This is a genomic window from Sphingomonas sp. Leaf208 (assembly GCF_001421415.1).
GTDB lineage: Bacteria > Pseudomonadota > Alphaproteobacteria > Sphingomonadales > Sphingomonadaceae > Sphingomonas.
Map to the genome: position 1 here is coordinate 25,243 of NZ_LMKH01000006.1, position 20,272 is coordinate 45,514.

A 20,272-nucleotide genomic window follows, 5' to 3' on the forward strand; every position below is an offset into this window, starting at 1 on the left:
CCCCTTGAGCGCTGCGGCGAAAGTGGAGGTCATATACACGCGGCTGATGCGCGCGGGTAGCGGCGCCCCGTTCAACGCCTCGGATGCCTGCAGCGCCGATGGCGAAACGCTGTTCTTCATCGGAACCGTTTGCGGAGGCACGGTTTTCGCTGGTTTGCACTCGATTGTTTATCGGGTGACCCAGACCGGTGAACTGGTGGCCCTGCATCAGGGGCCAGCCAAGCTCCTCGAACTGGCACCGGACGGTGCGCGGATCGCCTTCGCGGTCGCTGATCGAGAGACCGGTCGTGATCGCCTGGTCGTCATGACCGAAGATGGCGCGGTCGACCACGATATACAAAGTGACGGCAGGATCGAACAGGTCGACTGGTCCCCGGACGGTACGGCGCTATTGGTCTTGGTGGCCGGTGCCGGAACCGACACGACCACACTGGCCGGATCGACCGGCACTGATGCTGGTCGGGCGATCGAGCCCTGGCGCCCGGCCATTGATGATGGCACTCCCGATCCCGAGGATTGGCGACGACTGTCAGTTTACCGCCTGGGTGAAGCTGGGTTCGACCCGTCGCTTAGTGTCAAGGGCATGATCTGGGAGGCGTCATGGACCGGCGACGCCGCGATCGCCGTGCTTCTCAGCGAGCGCAGCGGTGAGGCGGCCTGGTATCGCGCGGTGCTGGCAAAAATCGATCTGCCTTCGCTTGGTGTCCGTACTCTGTATGTACCTCAGGACCAGATCGGTCAGGTCCGGGGATCGCCCGATGGCAGCAAGATCGCATTCATCGAGGGTGTAGCGAGCGATCGCGGGCTCGTCTGTGGTCCTTTGAAATCGATCAATGCCGATGGCAGTCAGCTGAAAATCCTAGCAACGGACGACATCGAGATTACCGCCGTCACGTGGCGCGGACCCGCGCTTCATCTTGCGGGGCAGCGCGGCCTCGTTACAGTGATTGGCGACCACGATCTGTCTTCGAATGGCTTCCGCGAACGCTGGTTCTCGGACCAGTGGAGTTGCGGAGCCTATGTCCCTGTGTCCCGCCCGGTGGGCGCAGATGGCGCGGTCGCGATCATGGAAAGCCAAACGGGTGCGCCGCGCCTAGCCCTGATCGGTGATGGCGCGTTCGAGACGATCATACGTTTCGCTGACGGGGATGACCGCAACGATGTCATCACCACACCAATCCGTTGGGTTGCGCCCGATGGACTCGAAGTCGAAGGACTGCTGGTCCGTCCCGCCGACGCGAACGGCCCCATGCCAACGGTGGTCGATATCCACGGCGGCCCGGTCTGGGCCTATCGCGCACGTTGGGAAGGGCGACAACGGGCGACGCCCGCGCTGGTCGCAGCAGGCTTCGCCGTGCTGTATCCCAACCCGCGTGGCAGTTTCGGGCGAGGACAAGATTTTGCGCGGCGAGTTCACGGTGACATGGGCGGCGCCGACACTGGTGACATCCTGTCGGGAATCGATCATCTGGTTGCTCAGGGGGTTGCAGACCCGGCACGGATCGGGCTGACCGGCTCCAGCTATGGTGGCTATATGTCTGCGTGGCTGCCCAAGCTGAGACCCCAGATCGCAGCAGCAGTGAGCATTTCGCCGGTCGCGAACTGGTTTAGTCAACATTTCACATCCAACATGCCGGTTCTCGAAGAAATTTTCATCGGCGGTAGTCCGGGAGTGTTGGGACAAGAATACCTTGCTCGGAGCCCGGCGATGTCTAAGGCGAAGACGCAGGCGGCAACGCTAATTCTTGCCGGCGCGCTGGACCGGTGCACACCGATTGGCCAGGCGATTGAGTTGCACCGCGCCCTGTTGGAACAGGGATCGACTAGCGTGCTGGTCACCTATCCCCAGGAGGGTCATAGCGTAAGAAGCCCGCGCGGGTTCATCGACAGTGCCACGCGCACGCTCGACTGGTTCTGCAAGCATATGGCGCCATGAACATTGGTACGCGGGTCAGGCGCGACTTTCTCGGGCTGAACGTGGCTGAATGGGCGACGATCGCGATCGCGTTGTCGGCCGCCACACTGCCGGCGGTGCTGCCGCTGATGGTAGGTGTGCTCACCAGGCAGTTCGGGATCGGCACCGCGCAAGCGGGCTATGTCATTGCGATGAACATGGGCGGCATTCTCGTTGGATCGCTCAGCTGCGTGCTGCTGACGCGACGGTTCGGTTGGGCGACGCTGATCATGGCAGGCTTGGGCATCATGGTGCTGGGGAACGCACTGACGATGCTGACCAGCGGCCTGCCCCCGCTTATCGCCAGCCGACTCGTTTCGGGCTGGGGCGAGGGCGTGGTCGGCGCCTGCTGCTATGCATTGATGGGGCAGGCGCGATTGCCCGGCCGATCGATTGCCTTCTATACGGGTGGGCAGTCGATTGTCGCCGCGGTCGGACTGGCGACCCTCCCAACGCTAATGGCAACGTTTGGCTGGCATGTCTTCTACATCCTCGTTTCAGTCGTTGCAGTGCCCGCGATGCTGCTGACGCCGATTGCAACACGCGCGCGTACGCCGGCGGTCGCGACGGTCGATCGGCTAGGGCCAGCGCCGAAGCAGTTGTCGGCAACGGGCGTGGGTGCACTGGTGTCGATCTTCCTGTTCTTTGTCGGGATCGCGATGATCTGGGCGTTCATGGAGCCGCTGGGCGTGCGGCAACATCTCAGCGTTACGCAATTGTCTGTCGCGTTGTCGGCCTCGTCGATCGCCGGGCTGGCGGGATCGTTCGTTGCCGGAGCACTGGCCGACCGCCTGCACGCCGCGACCGGGCTGGTGTTCGGCGTTGCGGTGATCGTCGGCAGCTTGGGACTGCTGCTTACCGGCGGATTCTATCCGTACATGGCGGCGATCTGCGGGCTGTTTTTCGCGTGGACCTATCAATTTCCGTTCCTGTTCGGGTGTCTTGCCGACACCGATCGCGGCGGGCGGATCGCGGTGATGACGCCGGTCGCGACCGGTGGCGCGCTGACCGCCGCCCCAGCGATCGGCGGTTTTGTCCTGGAACATGGCGGCGTGGCGATGCTGAGCGCCGGCTGCCTGGTACTGACCCTGATTGGAACACTTCTTGCCGCTTGGGTTCGCATGCGGGCGAGCTCTCATTTGACCGAGGTACGCACATTATGACCGAAGCACCCTGGTCGACCGATCTCCACTGGCCGGCGGAACTGACGCCGTTCGATCCGTTCGACACCGACATCCAGCGCGACCCCTATGCGCATTACGCCTGGCTACGCGATCACGCGCCGGTGATTCGCGCGGGACAACGGGAAGCCCCGCTGTATATTGTCTCACGCTTCGACGACGTGACCGACACGCTACGCAACGCCCGTGACTTCTCATCGGTACCGCGACGCGATATTGTCATCCCGGGGTTCCTGCTCAACAGCGATCCGCCCGACCATACGCGTCTGCGCCAATCCGCCAGCCGGGCTTTTTCGCCGCGCGCGATCGCCGCCGCCGAGACCGTGATCGCCCGACTGATCACCGAACGATGGCAACCGATCCTGGCAGCGGGCGGCGGCGAGGTGATCGGCAGCTTCGCGAGCCCGCTCACGATTTCGGTGATCGCGACGGTGCTGGGCATCCCGGTATCGCAGTCGGAAACAATGCGCGACTGGACCACCGCAATCATCGACTATGTGGGAATGCTGTTCCGCGGCGTCCCGAGCGCCACAGCCAATGACAGCGCGCTGAAGGCAATGCTCGCTTACATCAATGCCGTGTTTGACGACGTCGATGTGGAACAGGGCGAAACCGTCGTCGCCAACCTAGCGCGGTTGCGCGACGAAGGTGTGCTGTCGGCCGAGGAAGCCGCAGGTTTCGCCTGCCAGTTATTCATGGCGGGCCATGAGACTACGACGCTGCTGACGGGCAATTGCCTGGATTTTCTCAGCGTCAATCCGGACATTTTCGAGTCACTGCGCGCGCCCGATACGATCCCCAAATTCATCGACGAGATGGTCCGCTATCGCCCGCCGGTCCATCGGCTGACGCGCTACACGACCTGCGAGGTCATCATCGCGGGCTGCTCCATTCCCGCAGGGTCAAGCGTACGACTACTCATCGCATCGGCCAATCGCGATCCCACCAAGTTCTCCGATCCCGATCGCTTCGATCCGAAGCGCAAAAATGCCTCGCATGCTGGGTTCGGCTACGGGATCCACATGTGCATCGGATCGTGGCTCGCAAAGCTGGAGGTGCGCCTGATGCTCGAGACGCTCGTCAATACCACCGCGACACTCGAACCCGAACCGCGCTGGCCACGCCAGCCACTGGCCGGGGGCGCGTTCGCGACGGTGGGGCTGCATAGTCTGGGGTTGAAGGTCACGTCGATCTAGCCGACCGCTTCTTGCGAGCCCCGGCGCGTTCAATCAGCATGCGCAACATCGCTTCCAGTTCCGGTGTGGGCTTCTGACCCGTCAGGACCTCGTTGTAGAACGGAGCCAGCCGGACGCGTTCCGTCATGTCCTCGTCGATGGCTAGTGCATAATACCCAATCTGGTGAAAATAAACGACGCGCGCACGGACGAGTGATTCGTCCGGGCCGAGGCCCATCCGGGTGAAATGAGTCTGGAGCAACGCCACCCAGGCGTCGTCGGTTTCATGGACCAACCTAGCGACGGCCACACTCTTGCGCGCCCAAGCTCGGATCGCGGTATCGAGTTGCGGGACGATAGGGTCCTCGCCGAGCCATATGCGGATAACCTCAACGAAATCGAACGGCGTGGTCGCCCAGCGCGCGGAGATTTGTTCGATCTCCCGCACATTGCGCCCGCGCCAATCCTCTAACAACGCGTCGAGCAGAGCCTGGCGATCCTTGAAATGCCAGTAGAAACTCCCGCGTGTCACTTTCATTCGCTTCGCCAAGCGATCAACCTTCACATCGTCGATGCCAGATTTTACCAGCACTTTGCACGCCATCGCGACCCAATCTTCGCGCGTCAGCCGTCGGCTCACTACCATATCGTCCACCCAATCGATCATCGCCGTGCAGGATAATGATATTCCGTCGATTGCAAACGCCAACCTTCGTCGATGTCCGGAAGGACCGGATGGACTGAGCGTCACGCATACTTTGCGTTTTCGGCACCCAGCATTCTGCAAAATATCATGATCAAGTCGGTCGCTTGACAGTACATCACTGTATGTTCTAGCCTCTTGACAGATAATAAAGACGGCAGATTTCGACGTTCGCAGGCTCGACCTATCATGTCGGGGAACGTCACAGCTGACCGCCATCGTTTCATCGGAACTTAGGGGATTATGGATGCGAAGCGGATCAAAGCTGATTTTGACGGGACTGCTGACGGGTTGTGCCTGGCTTGCTCCCGCAAGCGCACAAACCGTCGCGCCGGACCCCACGAATACGAACGCTGTTGTCGCGAGTGACGATATCGTCGTGACTGCGCAGAAGCGTGCCGAACGTCTGCTCGACGTTCCCGTCGCTGTAACCGCGGTCAACACCGATGCGCTGGTCGCGCAGAATTTGGTGCAGGTGCGCGATTTCTACGCCACTGTTCCGGGCTTAAGCTATGCCGGAGGCAGCGGCCAGACGACGCTAGCGTTGCGCGGGGTGACTACGTCGATCGCAGGCAACCCGACTGTAGGCGTGACCGTCGACGACGTCCCATTCGGCTCGTCATCCGCGCTTGGTTATGGCGGGCGCCTGTCGCCCGATCTTGATCCCTCGACGCTCGAGCGCATCGAGGTTCTGCGCGGACCGCAAGGCACGCTCTACGGCGCTAGCAGCCTTGGCGGCCTGCTCAAATATGTCACGACCGCACCTAGCACCACCGAATGGTCGGGCCGGGTCGAGGCGGGTGCCAGCTTCGTCGAGCACGGCGCGGACGGCTGGTCGACGCGCGGGAGCATCAACGCGCCAATACTTGCCGATCATGTCGGGCTGAGCGTCAGTGGCTTCTATCGCCGCGACCCCGGCTATATCGACAACACGAACGCGCGCATCTTCGATTGGAACCGCGCCCGCGCTTATGGCGGGCGGGTAGCGTTGCTCATCAAGCCGGTCGACGCCGTTTCGATCCAGCTGTCGGCGCTGGTGCAGAATCTGGACGGCCAAGGATCGCCGAACATCGAAGTATCGCCGGCCTATGTCCCGATCGCGGGATCGCTCGCCACGGCGGCAAGCCAGGGCGATGACCCGTATATGACGAAGGCGCGGCTCTATACCGGACGGATCGCCGCCGATCTCGGCTTCGGCGAACTGACTTCGATCACTGCCTATGGCGAGAACCGGTACAGCGCCTCGCCCGACCAGTCAGTGCGGTTCGCCGGCCTGCTACGCGCCTTCGACCTAGCCGGTAACCGCGCGGTACTGGCGAACACGTTCAAAACCGACAAGTTCTCGCAGGAAATTCGTCTCGCCTCCAACGGGACAGGGGCCTTCCAGTGGCTGGTCGGCGGCTTCTACACCAAGGAGAAAACTAGAGGCCTGCAGACGCTCGATGCGTTGAACCCGACCAGCGGTGCGCTGGTTTCGCGGCTGCTGGCCGCTGATTTTCCCTCAAACCTCGAGGAACTGGCGGGCTTTGCGGACCTGACCTACAAGGTAACCGACAAATTCGATATCCAGCTCGGCGGTCGCTACAGCCATAACAGGCAGGACTATGTCGAGGTCGACAGCGGGCCGCTCGCCGGCGATCCAATTCCGCTGTCGCGATCGTCGGACAATTCCTTCACTTGGCTGGTGACGCCGCGCTACAAGATTTCTGACGACACGATGCTTTATGCGAGAATCGCATCGGGCTATCGACCCGGCGGGCCAAACAGCAATGTCGGGAATATCCCACGCAGTTATGGTCCCGACAAGACGATCAATTACGAACTGGGACTAAAAGGCACTACGTCAGACAGGGTACTGACTTATGCGGCGTCGCTCTTCTGGATTGACTGGGACGACATTCAGCTCGCGCAGACCGACCTAACGTCACAGTTTCTATATTTCACCAACGGCTCCGGCGCGCGTAGCCGGGGTGCGGAGGTCGAGCTCAGCATCCGTCCGTGGCGCGGCATGACGCTGGCCGGCAACGCAGCTTATACCGATGCGACGTTGACGCGGGCTCTGCCGGGATCGGGGACGATTGGCCAGCAGGTCGGCGATGCGGGTGATACCCTGCCCTATGCCGCGAAGTTCGCCGCCAATCTCAGCGCCGACCAGAAGTTCGAACTCGGCAACGACCTCACTGCCTCGCTGGGCGGCAGCATGTCGTATCTCGGTAGGCGGCTTGGCACCTTCGCGTCCGCGCCTGCAACGCCGCGCGGCGTCGCGCCCGCGTTCACGACCTTCGATCTGCGCGGCGGCGTCGACTATCACGGCATCCGCTACAGCCTTTATGTCCGCAACCTCACCGACAAGCGTGGCTATACGAGTGCTGAACTGCGCGCGGCGGGCAATCTGGCGAGCGGCTACAACCTCAGCCTCATCCAGCCCCGCACGTTCGGGGGCAGCTTAGCGGTAAGCTTCTAGGCCGATCGCCGGGCACAGCGACAACCCTCCCCGGTGGGGGGGGAAGGTGATAGCAAAAGGCGAATACGAGGCGCCGCCCTTTTCGGCCAGGCAGACGCCGGACCGATTGCTGGTGGGAAAGGTTGTACATCGATCGGGTCGATTTTGATTGATCGTAAAGCGGCACAGGCGACTTCGGCGTTTCACAAACCGAAGTCGCCGCCTACCGTCAATCGAACACGATGGTCTGCTGGCCGTTTAATAGGACGCGGTGATCAACCTGCCAGCGCATCGCGCGCGCCAGTACCGAACATTCGACTTCCTCTCCAATTGTCACGAGATCTTCGGCCGATCGCGCATGACTCACGCGGCGCGTCTCCTGTTCGATGATCGGCCCCTCGTCGAGATCGGTCGTGACATAATGCGCGGTCGCGCCGATGATCTTCACCCCGCGCGCATGTGCCTGATGATAGGGCTTGGCGCCCTTGAAGCTCGGCAGGAAGCTGTGATGGATGTTGATACAGCGTCCTGACAGAACCTCGCACAGGCGCGGCGACAAGATTTGCATGTAGCGTGCGAGAACAACAAGATCGACGTGCAGGGCCTCGATCAACGCGATGATCTCCTCTTCCTGCTGTGGCTTGGTCTCCTTCGTCACCGGCAGATAATAATAGGGGAGCCTATGCCATTCGGTGATTGCGCGCATGGCATCATGATTCGACACCACGCCGACGATCTCGACCGGCAGCTGTCCGCTACGCCAGCGATGAAGCAAATCGTTGAGGCAGTGGCCGAATTTCGAGACCATGATCAGGACGCGCGGTTTGACCGCGGTATCGTAGAGGCTTGCCTCCATCGCGAACTGCTCGGCGACCGGGGCGATTTCGACGCGCAGCCGATCGAGCGTGGGCGGCACATCGCCCTCCGCGACGAACACCACGCGCATGAAAAAGGTACCGGTACCCGCATCCTGATGCTGGTGCGCCTCAAGAATCGAGCATTCTTGACTGGCGAGCAGGCTGGTCACGGCCGCGACGATACCACGCCGATCGGCGCAGCGGATCGTCAGGATATAGGTCGGAAGCATTAGTCGGTGTCCTGGGTCTGGAATTCCAGTACGGCATCGGCGAACCACAGGTCCAGATGCTGCACGTAGCTGGCGTCTGCATAGATATGAAAGACCGCCTCTTCGGATGGCTGGTCGATCACGACGAAGACCTGCGCGAGCGCGGACTGGGCAGCCCGGCTCGGCCCGAACACTCGCGGATGCAGGTCGATTGTGCAGCCCTTGGCGACGAGATCGCGCGCCCGCGGCCCAGCGACCGCATAGACCACACGCCCCTCACCCAGGTCCGCGACATGCGCGACGCGTGCGCCAGAGGCCGCAGCTAACAGCGCAGCACTCGGGACGACACTGCCAACGAGCATCCATTCACCGGGCGCGATTGCGATCGCGCGCGGATCGGTGCCGACGGCATGGTTGGGTACGCGCGGCAATTCGGTTGACAGGCAACGATCGAGCGCACCCAGCACAGCATCGTCGAACCCGCGCAGGCGCAACAGATGGAGCGCGGGCGTCGAGATGCGCGCCACCGTAACATTTTGTGCGGCGACGCGCCACGGATCATCAACCACGAAGGCGCTCCCCTTCCTTGTCGTAGAACGTTGGATCGACGATCGTTGCGGTCCGACGCGCGGCACCCGACCCGATCCGGACGATTTCGCCCGTCCTTGCGGCGCCGCCGCGGACCATGCCGAGTGCGATCGCGTGCCGCAAAAACGGACTGAACGCGGTCGACGTTACATATCCTTCGGAGACGACCGTCCCGTCGGGGGCAGTCCCGACGACATGATCGCCGATCGGCAACGGTGGCTCGTCCGCCGCCACTGCAAACCCGACGAACTGAAGCCGATCGGAGCGCTGATCGGCGTCGCGCAACAACGAGCGTTTGCCTATGAACTCGTTCTTCTTCTTGAGGACGTGGTTCCAGCCGAGGTCGAGCGCATTGGTCGTGCCGTCCGTGTCAGCGCCGATATGGAGATAGCCCTTTTCGGTCCGGAGCACCATCCAGGCGTCGATTCCGACTGGTATTAGTCCGTGGTCCGTTCCCGCTGCCATCAAGGCATCCCATAGCGCGGCGGTGCTGCGCGTCGGCACGTTGATCTCGTAAGAAGTCTCGCCAGTGTAGCTGACCCGAAATACACGCGCCGGCAGGCCCGCGACCGTGCCCTCCGCAAAGCTCATATGCGGAAAATCATCGAGCAGCACCGTGGTGCCGACCGCCCGCACGATCGTGCGGGCGGTCGGGCCGGTGATCGTGACGACCCCCCACGCCGCCGTCACCGGCGCCACCACGACGTCAAGATCGAGCCATTCGCACTGGAGCCATTCCTCCATCCACGCCGAAATGGTGTCGGCACCGCCGCTCGACGTGCCGATCAGGAAATGATCGTCGGCCAACCGCGTAGCGACGCCATCGTCGATGACGACGCCCTGTTCGCTCAGCATCAGGCCGTAACGGACCTTGCCGGGTTTCAGCGTGGACATGGTATTAGCGTAAATCAGATCGAGGAAACGGCCCGCGTCTGGCCCCTTCACCTCGATCTTGCCGAGCGGCGATCCTTCGAACAGCCCGGCGGCATTGCGCACTGCGAGCGCCTCGCGCTGCTCGGCCAAGTGCGGTGTTTCGCCAGCACGTGGATAGTAGGCCGGGCGCATCCAGCCCCCATAATCCTCGAACACCGCGCCCTCCCCGACATGCCGGTCATGCGCAGGCATCCGGCGGCGCGGTCGGAACAGCTCGCCCCGGTTGCGCCCCCCCATGCTGCCAAGCGGGATCGATGTGAAGGGAAAGCGATATCGCGTATGGCCGGTGTCCTCGACGCTCCGCCCGGTCAGCGTGCCCATAATCGCCAGCGCGTTGACATTCGAGGTCTTGCCCTGGTCGGCGGCCATCCCGAGCGTCGTGTAACGCTTGAGATGTTCGACCGAGCGGAAGTTCTCGCGCGCCGACAAAGCGATGTCGCCGACGCTGACATCGTTCTGGAAGTCGACGAAGGCCTTCTTGCGCCCGCCCTCCACGTGCCAGCAGGGCAGCAACGGTGCCTCCGGTCGTTCATCGGTAGTCCATCGCGAAGCGGACTGGGGGACAACGTATTCGGCGAATGCCGCCGCTGTGCGTCCCGCCGCCTCGCCCGCCTCCAGCGCCTGCACCGTTGCGTAAGCGCCCGCCGCGGCTCCGACCGAGGTTTCGGCTTGCACGGAAACGCCGGGGACGAACGCGGCAATGGTGTCGTCCCAGCGCGTGACGCCGCCGGACTGACTGAACAGATGCACTGTCGGGTTGAAACCGCCCGACATCGCGAGATTGTCGCACGCAATCCATTCCTCGCCCCGCGCCGATCGTACCAGTGCACGGTCGATGCGCTTGCGCCCGCGCGTGTCGATGACCGTCCCGCCGGCGATCGACCTGATGTCGCGCGCCGCTAGCGCCGCGAGCAGGTCGGTCGACACGGTTTCGCGAACATCGACGACCGCCGCCACGTACGCGCCGCTATCCGCGAGGGCGGTGGCGGTACGATAGGCATTGTCGTTGTTGGTGAAGATCACTGCCCGCCGGCCTGGTAGCACGGCAAAGCGGCGCACGTAGTGACGCGCCGCGCTTGCCAGCATGATGCCGGGGCGGTCGTTGCCCGGAAATACGAGCGGGCGCTCGATCGCCCCGGTGGCCAGTACGACGCGCCCAGCGCGCACCTGCCAGGTGCGATAGCGTGCGCGTCTGGGGTCAGCGGCGCATTCGGCTTCGTTCGCGAGCTGTTGCACCATCGTCAGGCTGTTGTGATCGTGATAGCCGACCACCGCGGTACGCAGCAGAACCCGCGCCTCTGCCTGTGCAGCGATCGTGCGACCGACACGGTCCGCCCAGCGTGCGCCGGGCTGGCCATCGATCATGACGTCATCGTAGCGTAAGGTGCCGCCGAGGACGCCGTCCTGCTCCGCCAGGATCACGCGAGCCCCCGATGCGGCGGCGGCATTGGCAGCGGCTAGCCCGGCTGGCCCCGCACCAATGACAAGCACGTCGCAATGCGCGAAGCGACTTTCGTAGCGATCGGGATCGGCACCCTTCGCCACCTTCCCTAGACCGGCAGCCCGGCGGATGATCCCTTCGTAGAGATGCCAGTCCGGCCACATGAACGTCTTGTAATAGAAGCCTGCCGGCAGGAAGCGCGCGACCAGATTGTTGATGCCGCCGATGTCGAAACGGCTGTTGGGAAAGCAGTTCACCGGCTTCGCTACCAGGCCATCGTACAGCGGGATTTCGGTCGCGCGCATGTTGGGCGTCGATCGAGCACCGTCACCCAATTGTACCAGCGCGTTGCACTCTTCGACACCAGCGCCAATGATCCCGCGCGGGCGATGATATTTGAACGATCGGCCGACCATTGACACGCTGTTCGCCATCAGCGCTGACGCGAGCGTATCGCCCGCATAGCCCTCCAGCGCGCGGCCTTCCCATGTGAAGCGTAGGGGGCGTGTGCGATCGATCTGCCCACCGCTCGAGAGGCGTGTGTTCTGGCCGCTCACAGCGCGTCCGTCCCGTCGAACGCAGAGGGCGCGGGTTCGTGCATCATGTAGATCGCTTCGATTTGGTGTGTGGCGGTATGCCGCGCGACGTTGAACCACCGGCGGCACCCAAATGCATGGACCCAACGCTCGTAGTGCACGGCCTTGGGGTTCTTGCGCGTGAACAGATATGCGCCCCAGTCGGCGTCGGAGATGGTCTCCGACGGGCCGGGTCGGCTTATATGACTTTCGCCGCCGCAGCGGAATTCGAGTTCTTCACGTGGTCCACACCATGGACAGTGGATCAACAGCATGGTTCGCTCCTCAATGCGCGATACCGGAGGCGGCGGCTTCATCGATCAACGCGCCGGTCGAGAAGCGGTTGAGCGAGAAGGGTGTGGCGAGCGCATGTGGCATACCGGTCGCGATGTGATGGGCCAGCAGCGTACCGCCCGCCGGGATCGCCTTGAACCCACCGGTGCCCCAGCCGCAGTTGATGAACAAGTTCGGCACCGGAGTTGCGCCCAAGATTGGACTACTGTCTTGCACGACATCGACGATCCCCGCCCATTGCCGTAGGAACCGCACGCGCCCTAGCGACGGGAATTGCTGTGCCACCGCACCGAGCACATTGCGCGCCATCGGCATGTTGCCGCGTTGTGCATAAGACGGATACAGGTCCAGTGCGCCGCCGATCACCAGTCCGCCCTTGTCCGACTGGCTGAGATACAAGCCAGTAGCGAGCGACAGCACTACGGTGTCGAGTATGGGTTTGAGAGGCTCGGTGACGAACGCCTGCAACGCATAGCTTGTCACTGGCAACCGGAAGCCCGCCATGTCGGCCAGCATCGTCGAATGCCCAGCGGCGGCGATGCCGACTGTCTTCGCGTTGATCGGGCCTCGGCTAGTTTCCACCCCCGCGATGCTGCCATCGGCGTTGCGACGAAAACCCGTCACCTCGCATTGCTGGATGATGTCAACGCCGAGCGCATCCGCTGCGCGGGCATAGCCCCAGGCGACTGCGTCATGCCGCGCGGTGCCAGCGCGCTTCTGCGCAAATCCGCCGAGCACCGGATACCGAGCATCCGGAGACATATCGAGGATCGGCACGCGCCGGGCGATCTCGGCGGGATCGATCATGTCGGTATCCACACCGTTGATCCGCATCGCGCCAACCCAGCGCGTCGCCGCCTCCAGATCGTGCCGACTGTGCGCCAGCGTGATAATCCCGCGCTGACTGAACATGACGTTGTAGTTCAGTTCCCGCGCAAGGCCCTCGTAGAGCTTCAACGAGAAGTCGTAGAGCGCTGCGCTCTCGCGGTAATAATAGTTCGACCGGATCACCGTTGTATTGCGACCGGTATTGCCGCCGCCGAGCCAGCCCTTTTCCAGCACCGCGATGTTGCGGATCCCATGATTCTTGGCGAGATAATAAGCCGTGGCGAGGCCGTGCCCGCCGCCGCCGACAATGACGACGTCATACGCCGGCTTCGGCACAGGATCACGCCAGGCCTTGGCCCAGCCCGTCTGTCCGCGCAGCCCCTCGCGCACTACACGCCAGCCCGAATAGTCCAGTCTCGCCAATTCCAGACCCCATTCCATACAGAACTGTATTGATTGCTTGTACGTCTGCGGATACGATGATTGCAAGCATTCTTCTTCGTAAGGGAACGAGGCGTTGGGAGCATCGATCATCGACGGGCGCGGTCGAGCGGACCGACTTTGTGCCGAGCTCGCGATGGATGTTGCGGCTATGATCGCACAAGACAACCTCCGTCCGACGCTCGCAACGATCCTGGTCGGCGACGATCCCGCCAGCGAGATTTATGTGCGGAGAAAGGCGGAACAGGCGGAGCAGGTTGGTATAAGGTCGTTACGGTTTCGATTGCCGGCGGAGACCGATACGGCATCGCTGCTTGGGCTTGTTGCAGGGCTGAACGCCGATCCGGACGTTCATGGCATCCTTGTGCAGCTTCCCTTACCTGATCATATCGATCGTGCCGCGATTCTGGATGCCATCGAACCCGGCAAGGACGTCGATGGCTTTCATACCCTCAATGCGGGTCGGCTCGCGTTAGGCGTCACCGGCCTCGTGCCCTGCACGCCTGCCGGTTGTATGATCCTGCTCGCCGATCACCTGAGCGATCTTCAAGGACGTCATGCGGTCGTCGTGGGATGCTCCAATATCGTCGGCCGTCCACTGGCGCAGCTGTTGCTCCAAGCGCGTTGCACGGTCACTGTCGCGCATATTCACAGCGTCAATCTACCGGGTCTCGTCGGACTGGCAGATATTCTGGTGGTCGCGGCCGGATCGCCGGGACTGATCCGCGGCGACTGGCTTAAATTTGGTGTGGTGATCCTCGACGTTGGAATCAACCGGATCACCGATCCCGTCACGGGCACCGCGCGCATCGTCGGGGATGTCCGATTCAACGAAGCGCTGGACCGCGCGGCCGCGATCACCCCCGTTCCCGGCGGAGTTGGGCCAATGACGATCGCATGCCTGCTTCGCAACACGGTAATCGCCGCGCGACAATCAAGAAAGCGGACAATGTTCACGAACATCCCCGGGTCAGCCGAGCACCATCGATCGAACATGCAAGAGGAAGTTATCTCATGAAGACCCGCGCCGCTGTCGCATTCGAAGCGAAAAAACCGCTCGAGATCGTCGAACTCGACCTCGAAGGGCCAAAATTTGGTGAGGTGCTCGTCGAAATCATGGCGACGGGCATCTGCCACACCGACGCCTACACGCTCGACGGGCTTGACTCGGAAGGGTTGTTTCCGAGCGTGCTGGGCCATGAAGGCGCCGGCATCGTGCGCGAAATCGGCGCGGGCGTGACCAGCGTCTCGGTTGGGGATCATGTGATTCCGCTCTACACCCCCGAATGCCGTCAGTGTAAGTCGTGCCTTAGCGGCAAGACCAACCTGTGCACCGCGATCCGCGCGACGCAAGGCAAGGGTCTGATGCCCGACGGGACGACGCGGTTTAGCTACAAGGGGCAGCAGATCTTCCATTATATGGGCTGCTCGACCTTCTCGAATTTTACGGTGTTGCCAGAGATCGCGGTGGCGAAGATCCGCGAGGACGCGCCGTTCGATACGTCCTGCAACATCGGTTGCGGCGTCACGACCGGGGTCGGTGCGGTGGTGCACACGGCGAAGGTGCAGCCGGGTGACACGGTTGTCGTGTTCGGGCTCGGCGGGATCGGGTTGAACGTGATCCAGGGTGCACGGCTTGCGGGCGCGGGGATGATCGTCGGCGTCGACATCAACCCTGACCGCGAGGAATGGGGCCGCCGCTTCGGCATGACCCACTTCGCCAACCCAAAGGATGTCGGTGACATCGTCCAGCACATCGTCGCGCTGACCGATGGCGGCGCGGATTATACCTTCGACGCGACCGGCAACACGATGGTCATGCGGCAGGCGCTGGAAGCGTGCCATCGCGGCTGGGGCACCTCGATCGTGATCGGCGTGGCCGAGGCCGGCAAGGAAATCTCGACGCGGCCGTTCCAGCTCGTCACCGGGCGCAACTGGCGCGGCACCGCGTTCGGCGGGGCGCGGGGGCGGACCGATACGCCGAAGATCGTCGACTGGTACATGAACGGGATGATCGAGATCGACCCGATGATCACGCACCGCCTGACGCTCGACGAGATCAACAAGGGCTTCCGGACAGGTTGATCCCGCCGGATTNCCTTGCCAGCGCGGAACGCGGCCCACAGGCTATCGGTGGTGATCGCGATCAGCGACGCGCCGAGGAGCATCAGCATCACGACCCGCTCGACCTGAGTCCGCGCCCGTCGACGGCAAGGTGACGTTGTCGAAGTCGGCCGACGAAGGGCGGACCGATACGCCGAAGATCGTCGACTGGTACATGAACGGGATGATCGAGATCGACCCGATGATCACGCACCGCCTGACGCTCGACGAGATCAACAAGGGCTTCGACCTGATGCACGCCGGCGAGAGCATCAGGAGCGTAGTCGTCTATTGACGACCACGAGAGGGGACGAACCATGAAAACGGTGAACGATCCGACTGCGACGGCTGCCCCAGCGCCACGGTTCCGGAAGATTTCCGGCGGCGCCTACGTCCACCGTGTTCAGGCCATGCACCAGGGAGAAGGCGCGATCGACATACATCGCTTCGCCTTTTTTGCGGAACGACAGACACCTTATTTCGTGATGTTCGATATGCCGCCAGGAACTAGCGAGGGCGTGCATGTTCACGGTGTTGAGGATCCGTCCGAGGGCTGGCTCGACGAGTATTATCACATCGTCGAGGGCGCAGGCATAATGCGGATCGACGGCGAGTTCGTCGCCGTCGCGAAAGGCGATGTCATCTACACGCCGGCCGGCGTTTCTCACGGAATCGAAAACGCCGCCGAACACGGCAATCTCAAGGTCATGTTGACGGTGCTCGCGGTGCTGCCGACCTGAGCACTGTGCCGTTCCACTGATCGCGTCAGGGGAGCGGAAGGGCCGTCGTATATTTGGTCAACGAAAGCGCGAAATGCGAGGATGCACCGCCAACTGAGGGATGTTCGAGAAGCGTGTTCATCAGAAAATGCTCATAATCCGACACGTCTATCGCGACGATCCTTAGCAGATAATCCCAGTCACCCGACATAGAGAAGCATTCCAGAATTTCGGGGCGCCCGGCGACAAAATGCTCGAACGCACCGCGGACTTCCCGGGCGTGACTGCACACGCGGATGTTGCACAGCACGTTCACCCCGTATCCGAGCACGCTCTGATCAAGCAGCCGAACCGACTGCCGAATGAGTCCGCGCGACTCCATCGCCTTGATCCGCCGCCAGACCGAAGCCGCTGAACTGCCGACATGCTCGGCAAGATCGCCATTGCTAATCGCAGCATTGACCTGAAGTTCGGCAAGGATTCGCCGATCGACATCATCGAGCTTGTAGGTCGATTTCATAAAGACGTCACTTATCGAAAAATTCTTTCGGTTTTTCGCATTTCTCGGTAAATATTGAAAGGCAAATTCACACGCAGAGTGCGATATTGTTCGCATGACACAGGGAACGATCGATCGCCCCGCGGGCACCGCCCCGGACTGGACCATCCCGCAAGGCTGGGACCGCTATACCGCAGCCGAACACGCGATGTGGGATCATCTGTTCGAACGGCAGGCAAAGATGCTGCCCGGTCGGGTCGCGACCGAATTCATCGACGGGCTCGACGTCTTGCGCATGTCGAAACCCGGTATTCCTGATTTTGACGAACTTTCCGAACGGCTGATGAAGGCGACGGGCTGGCAGGTGGTCGCAGTGCCGGGGTTAATTCCCGACGACGTGTTCTTCGATCATCTGGCGAACCGCCGCTTCGTCTCGGGCAATTTCATCCGCACCCCCGAACAACTCGATTATCTCCAGGAGCCAGACATCTTCCACGACGTCTTCGGCCACGTCCCCCTACTCGCGAACCCGGTCTTTGCCGATTACATGCAGGCCTACGGCATAGGCGGACAGCGCGCGGCGAATGGCGGGGTGATAGAGAAGCTGTCGCGACTCTATTGGTACACGGTCGAATTCGGGTTGATCCGTGGGGCGGCCGACGATCTGAAAATTTATGGCGCAGGCATCGTCTCGTCCTACGGCGAGTCGCTTTTCGCGCTCGACGACCCCTCACCCAACCGGCTCGGCTTCGACGTTAGGCGACTGATGCGCACCAAGTACCGGATCGACGATTATCAGCAGAACTACTTCGTCATCGACAGCTTCGAGGACCTACTCGAGCAGACGCTCAACACCGATTTTGGTCCAATCTATGCCGAACTCGCAGGCGCGCAGGACATAGAGATCGAGACCATCCTGCCGACTGACAAAGTCTACACGCACGGCACGCAGGCTTACGCCCGCGCGAAGGTGACGGCATGACGCTCGTCGTCAACGCGACCGCGGCACAGGCGCTGTTCAGCTCACTTGAGCGGCAACCGCCGGATGCACTCCTCGCCGTTATCGGCATGCACCGTGCGGATCCTCGGGCGGACAAGATCGACGTCGGCGTCGGCGTCTACCGCGACGAGCTTGGTGGCACGCCGGTGATGCGTGCGGTCAAAGCCGCCGAGGCACGGCTCCTGTCCCATCAGACGAGCAAAAGCTACCTCGGTGCAGAAGGCGACCAGCAATACACGGACCTGCTCGCAACGGTCGCGCTCGGCGCATCGGCAGGCGACCCACGGATCACCGGGATCCAAACTCCGGGAGGCACCGGCGCTCTGCGGCTCGCGGCTGAGTTGATCTCCCGTATCGGCGGTACGCCCACGGTCTGGATCGGCGCACCGACCTGGCCGAACCATGGTCCGATCTTTCGTGAGGCGGGACTTGCCGTGCGAACACATGACTATTTCGACGCCCGCCTCGGTGATATCGATTTCGACGCGTTCATGGCGGCGCTGGTCGACGCACAAGGCGGCGATGTCGTCCTGCTACACGGTTGCTGCCACAATCCCACTGGTACCAGCTTTGATGGTGGTCAGTGGCGGGCGATCGCCGACCTCCTCATCAGGCGCGGTCTCGTTCCTTTGATCGACTTAGCTTATCAAGGGCTGGGCAGCGGTCTGGAGCAGGATGCTGCTGGCCTGCACACGATCCTGTCGATGGTGCCAGAGGCGATGGTTGCCTACAGCTGCGACAAGAATTTCGCGCTGTATCGCGAGCGGGTTGGCGCGCTGTGGGTACAGGCGCAAACGTCCGCCGCCGCAGTGCCGGTCCGCGAAACGATGCTGGTCCTCGCGCGCAGTCTCTGGTCAATGCCCCCCGATCACGGTGCGGCGACCGTCCGGCTGATTTTGGAAGACGCAACGCTCGCTGCCGATTGGCGCCACGAACTCGGCAGTATGTGCGCACGGATAAACGCGCTTCGGTCCGCGCTTGGTGCTGCCCATCCCGCATTGTTCCGGATCTCACGCCAGCAGGGACTGTTCGCGCTGCTTCCAATCGACCGGGCGGCGGTCATCGCGCTCCGTACGGAGCACGGGATCTACATGCCTGAATCGGGACGCATCAACATCGCCGGCCTGCGCGAAGCGACGATCGCTCCGTTCGTCGCGGCGCTGACACCATATCTTCCGTTTTGAAAGCAACCGACATGGCAGATCTTAACGCCGCTCTGGCTAACCCGCTCGGCCTCGATGGCTTCGAATTCTGCGAGTTTACCTCGCCAAATCCCGATACGCTTGCTCGCCAATTCGAATCTTTGGGCTTCGTACCGTCTCACCGACATCGTACGAAGGACGTAATCCGCTACAAGCAGGGGCGTATCAATCTCTTGCTCAATCGGGAAGCCGTCGGGCAGGCTGCAGACTTCCGTGCGGCCCACGGCCCCTCCGCCAGCGGTATGGCGTTCCGGGTAGCCAACGCCGCTCGCGCCTATGAGCATGCCCTGTCGGAAGGTGCGACTGCGGTCGACGCGTCGGTGGGGGTGCTTGGAGACGACAGCCACGCAATTGAAGGGATTGGCGGATCCTACCTCTACCTCGTCGAGGGCGACATCTATGCCGACTGGGACGAAATCGAGGGCTGGAGACAGGCCGAGCAGGAGAATAACGTCGGCCTCGACCTGCTCGACCATTTGACCCACAACGTTCGCCGCGGTGAGATGCGCACGTGGTCTAGTTTCTATGGTCAGCTATTCGGATTTCAGGAGCAGAAATACTTTGACATCAAGGGCGAGGCGACCGGGCTGTTCAGCCAGGCAATGATCGCGCCCGATGGCGCAATTTGCATCCCGCTGAACGAGAGCCAGGACGAAAATAGTCAAATCGAAGAATTCATCCGCGAATATCAGGGTGAAGGCATTCAGCACTTAGCACTCACCACCGACAATATCTTTACGACCCTCGAAAAACTGCGGGCACGTGGTGTGCGGCTACAAGACACGATCGAGACGTATTACGAACTGGTCGACAAGCGCGTACCGGGCCATGGCGAGGATCTCGAGCGTCTGCGGAGAAACCGGATCCTGATCGACGGCAACGTCGGCGAGGAGGGGCTCCTGCTCCAGATCTTCACCGAGAACATGGTCGGCCCGATCTTCTTCGAGATCATCCAGCGCAAGGGCAACCAAGGCTTCGGCAACGGCAACTTCCAGGCGCTGTTCGAAAGCATCGAGCTTGATCAGATTCGGCGCGGCGTCATCAGCGTCGACGCCTGAGGGAAACCACCTCGCCGCATGAGCCGGGCGGTCCGCAACCGATGGCGGCTGCTCGGTGGCAGGTTCACG

Annotated in this window: 18 protein-coding genes; 11 read left to right on the forward strand and 7 right to left on the reverse strand. The window is 62.2% G+C overall.

All coding sequences use genetic code 11. The features are described from left to right. The first annotated feature begins 4 nt into the window (after positions 1–4). Genes ASE69_RS04875 through ASE69_RS04885 form a run of 3 tightly spaced genes read left to right on the forward strand, consistent with a single transcriptional unit; the run spans position 5 to position 4,331 of the window. On the forward strand, positions 5–1,936 hold the full coding sequence (locus tag ASE69_RS04875; protein ID WP_156362148.1) for a prolyl oligopeptidase family serine peptidase: 1,932 nt from the start codon (positions 5–7) through the stop codon (positions 1,934–1,936). Beyond that, positions 1,933–3,117, forward strand: a complete 1,185-nt coding sequence (locus ASE69_RS04880) for an MFS transporter (RefSeq protein WP_056483823.1) — start codon at positions 1,933–1,935, stop codon at positions 3,115–3,117. The genes ASE69_RS04875 and ASE69_RS04880 overlap by 4 nt, the downstream gene beginning before the upstream one ends. Then, the gene (locus tag ASE69_RS04885) at positions 3,114–4,331 is read left to right on the forward strand and encodes a cytochrome P450 (protein WP_056483826.1); all 1,218 of its coding nucleotides are present in this window, start codon (positions 3,114–3,116) and stop codon (positions 4,329–4,331) included. The genes ASE69_RS04880 and ASE69_RS04885 overlap by 4 nt, the downstream gene beginning before the upstream one ends. Here the strand turns inward: ASE69_RS04885 and ASE69_RS04890 are convergent. After that, entirely contained in the window at positions 4,318–4,977 is a 660-nt protein-coding gene (locus ASE69_RS04890) for a TetR/AcrR family transcriptional regulator (RefSeq protein ID WP_056483830.1), read from the reverse strand. The genes ASE69_RS04885 and ASE69_RS04890 overlap by 14 nt on opposite strands. 415 nt (positions 4,978–5,392) lie before the next feature. Here ASE69_RS04890 and ASE69_RS04895 point away from each other — a divergent pair, with 415 nt between their 5' ends. After that, entirely contained in the window at positions 5,393–7,477 is a 2,085-nt protein-coding gene (locus ASE69_RS04895; protein ID WP_162236839.1) for a TonB-dependent receptor, read from the forward strand. Between the two features lie 208 nt (positions 7,478–7,685). On the opposite strand, the gene purU is transcribed toward ASE69_RS04895, so the two are convergent. The 5 genes from purU to ASE69_RS04920 are packed head-to-tail and all read right to left on the reverse strand — an operon-like array spanning position 7,686 to position 13,595. Next, positions 7,686–8,543, reverse strand: coding sequence for a formyltetrahydrofolate deformylase (purU, locus tag ASE69_RS04900; protein ID WP_056483836.1), 858 nt, complete (start codon positions 8,541–8,543; stop codon positions 7,686–7,688). After that, positions 8,543–9,091, reverse strand: a complete 549-nt coding sequence (locus tag ASE69_RS04905) for a sarcosine oxidase subunit gamma (protein ID WP_056483839.1) — start codon at positions 9,089–9,091, stop codon at positions 8,543–8,545. The genes purU and ASE69_RS04905 overlap by 1 nt, the downstream gene beginning before the upstream one ends. Further along, positions 9,084–12,041: a sarcosine oxidase subunit alpha family protein gene (locus tag ASE69_RS04910; protein WP_056483842.1), complete on the reverse strand. Its 2,958-nt coding sequence runs from the start codon at positions 12,039–12,041 to the stop codon at positions 9,084–9,086. The genes ASE69_RS04905 and ASE69_RS04910 overlap by 8 nt, the downstream gene beginning before the upstream one ends. Beyond that, positions 12,038–12,334: a sarcosine oxidase subunit delta gene (locus ASE69_RS04915; RefSeq protein ID WP_056483845.1), complete on the reverse strand. Its 297-nt coding sequence runs from the start codon at positions 12,332–12,334 to the stop codon at positions 12,038–12,040. Before ASE69_RS04915 ends, ASE69_RS04910 begins: the two co-directional genes overlap by 4 nt. Before the next feature lie 10 nt (positions 12,335–12,344). After that, positions 12,345–13,595, reverse strand: coding sequence for a sarcosine oxidase subunit beta family protein (locus ASE69_RS04920; protein ID WP_414882952.1), 1,251 nt, complete (start codon positions 13,593–13,595; stop codon positions 12,345–12,347). A gap of 103 nt (positions 13,596–13,698) precedes the next feature. Here ASE69_RS04920 and ASE69_RS04925 point away from each other — a divergent pair, with 103 nt between their 5' ends. The 4 genes from ASE69_RS04925 to ASE69_RS04940 all read left to right on the forward strand — a co-directional run bounded on the left by ASE69_RS04925 (position 13,699) and on the right by ASE69_RS04940 (position 16,465). Continuing rightward, a complete protein-coding gene (locus ASE69_RS04925) occupies positions 13,699–14,640 on the forward strand; it encodes a bifunctional 5,10-methylenetetrahydrofolate dehydrogenase/5,10-methenyltetrahydrofolate cyclohydrolase (protein WP_056483849.1) in 942 nt (313 codons plus the stop codon). After that, positions 14,637–15,707, forward strand: a complete 1,071-nt coding sequence (locus ASE69_RS04930) for an S-(hydroxymethyl)glutathione dehydrogenase/class III alcohol dehydrogenase (RefSeq protein WP_056483852.1) — start codon at positions 14,637–14,639, stop codon at positions 15,705–15,707. The genes ASE69_RS04925 and ASE69_RS04930 overlap by 4 nt, the downstream gene beginning before the upstream one ends. A gap of 130 nt (positions 15,708–15,837) precedes the next feature. Then, positions 15,838–16,020, forward strand: a complete 183-nt coding sequence (locus ASE69_RS04935; RefSeq protein ID WP_056483855.1) for a hypothetical protein — start codon at positions 15,838–15,840, stop codon at positions 16,018–16,020. A gap of 22 nt (positions 16,021–16,042) precedes the next feature. Continuing rightward, positions 16,043–16,465 carry a cupin domain-containing protein gene (locus ASE69_RS04940; RefSeq protein ID WP_056483858.1) on the forward strand — a complete coding sequence of 141 codons (423 nt, stop codon included), beginning with the start codon at positions 16,043–16,045 and terminating at the stop codon, positions 16,463–16,465. A gap of 25 nt (positions 16,466–16,490) precedes the next feature. Here ASE69_RS04940 and ASE69_RS04945 read toward each other — a convergent pair whose 3' ends face one another. Beyond that, the gene (locus ASE69_RS04945) at positions 16,491–16,964 is read right to left on the reverse strand and encodes an Lrp/AsnC family transcriptional regulator (protein WP_056483861.1); all 474 of its coding nucleotides are present in this window, start codon (positions 16,962–16,964) and stop codon (positions 16,491–16,493) included. A gap of 94 nt (positions 16,965–17,058) precedes the next feature. Here ASE69_RS04945 and phhA point away from each other — a divergent pair, with 94 nt between their 5' ends. The 3 genes from phhA to hppD are packed head-to-tail and all read left to right on the forward strand — an operon-like array spanning position 17,059 to position 20,203. After that, complete coding sequence (gene phhA / locus ASE69_RS04950) at positions 17,059–17,925, forward strand: phenylalanine 4-monooxygenase (RefSeq protein WP_056483864.1); 867 nt, start codon at positions 17,059–17,061, stop codon at positions 17,923–17,925. Further along, positions 17,922–19,127, forward strand: coding sequence for an aromatic amino acid transaminase (locus tag ASE69_RS04955; RefSeq protein WP_056483867.1), 1,206 nt, complete (start codon positions 17,922–17,924; stop codon positions 19,125–19,127). The genes phhA and ASE69_RS04955 overlap by 4 nt, the downstream gene beginning before the upstream one ends. A gap of 11 nt (positions 19,128–19,138) precedes the next feature. Further along, a complete protein-coding gene (gene hppD, locus ASE69_RS04960; protein WP_056483869.1) occupies positions 19,139–20,203 on the forward strand; it encodes a 4-hydroxyphenylpyruvate dioxygenase in 1,065 nt (354 codons plus the stop codon). Positions 20,204–20,272 lie beyond the last annotated feature (69 nt).

Excerpts from the sequence above, each read along its gene's own strand:
- ASE69_RS04880 (WP_056483823.1), top strand. The coding sequence starts at position 1,933 with ATGAACATTGGTACGCGGGTCAGGCGCGACTTTCTCGGGCTGAACGTG.
- ASE69_RS04885 (WP_056483826.1), top strand. The coding sequence starts at position 3,114 with ATGACCGAAGCACCCTGGTCGACCGATCTCCACTGGCCGGCGGAACTG.
- ASE69_RS04890 (WP_056483830.1), bottom strand. The coding sequence starts at position 4,977 with ATGATCGATTGGGTGGACGATATGGTAGTGAGCCGACGGCTGACGCGC.
- purU (WP_056483836.1), bottom strand. The coding sequence starts at position 8,543 with ATGCTTCCGACCTATATCCTGACGATCCGCTGCGCCGATCGGCGTGGT.
- ASE69_RS04915 (WP_056483845.1), bottom strand. The coding sequence starts at position 12,334 with ATGCTGTTGATCCACTGTCCATGGTGTGGACCACGTGAAGAACTCGAA.
- ASE69_RS04930 (WP_056483852.1), top strand. The coding sequence starts at position 14,637 with ATGAAGACCCGCGCCGCTGTCGCATTCGAAGCGAAAAAACCGCTCGAG.
- ASE69_RS04940 (WP_056483858.1), top strand. The coding sequence starts at position 16,043 with ATGAAAACGGTGAACGATCCGACTGCGACGGCTGCCCCAGCGCCACGG.
- ASE69_RS04945 (WP_056483861.1), bottom strand. The coding sequence starts at position 16,964 with ATGAAATCGACCTACAAGCTCGATGATGTCGATCGGCGAATCCTTGCC.
- phhA (WP_056483864.1), top strand. The coding sequence starts at position 17,059 with ATGACACAGGGAACGATCGATCGCCCCGCGGGCACCGCCCCGGACTGG.
- ASE69_RS04955 (WP_056483867.1), top strand. The coding sequence starts at position 17,922 with ATGACGCTCGTCGTCAACGCGACCGCGGCACAGGCGCTGTTCAGCTCA.
- hppD (WP_056483869.1), top strand. The coding sequence starts at position 19,139 with ATGGCAGATCTTAACGCCGCTCTGGCTAACCCGCTCGGCCTCGATGGC.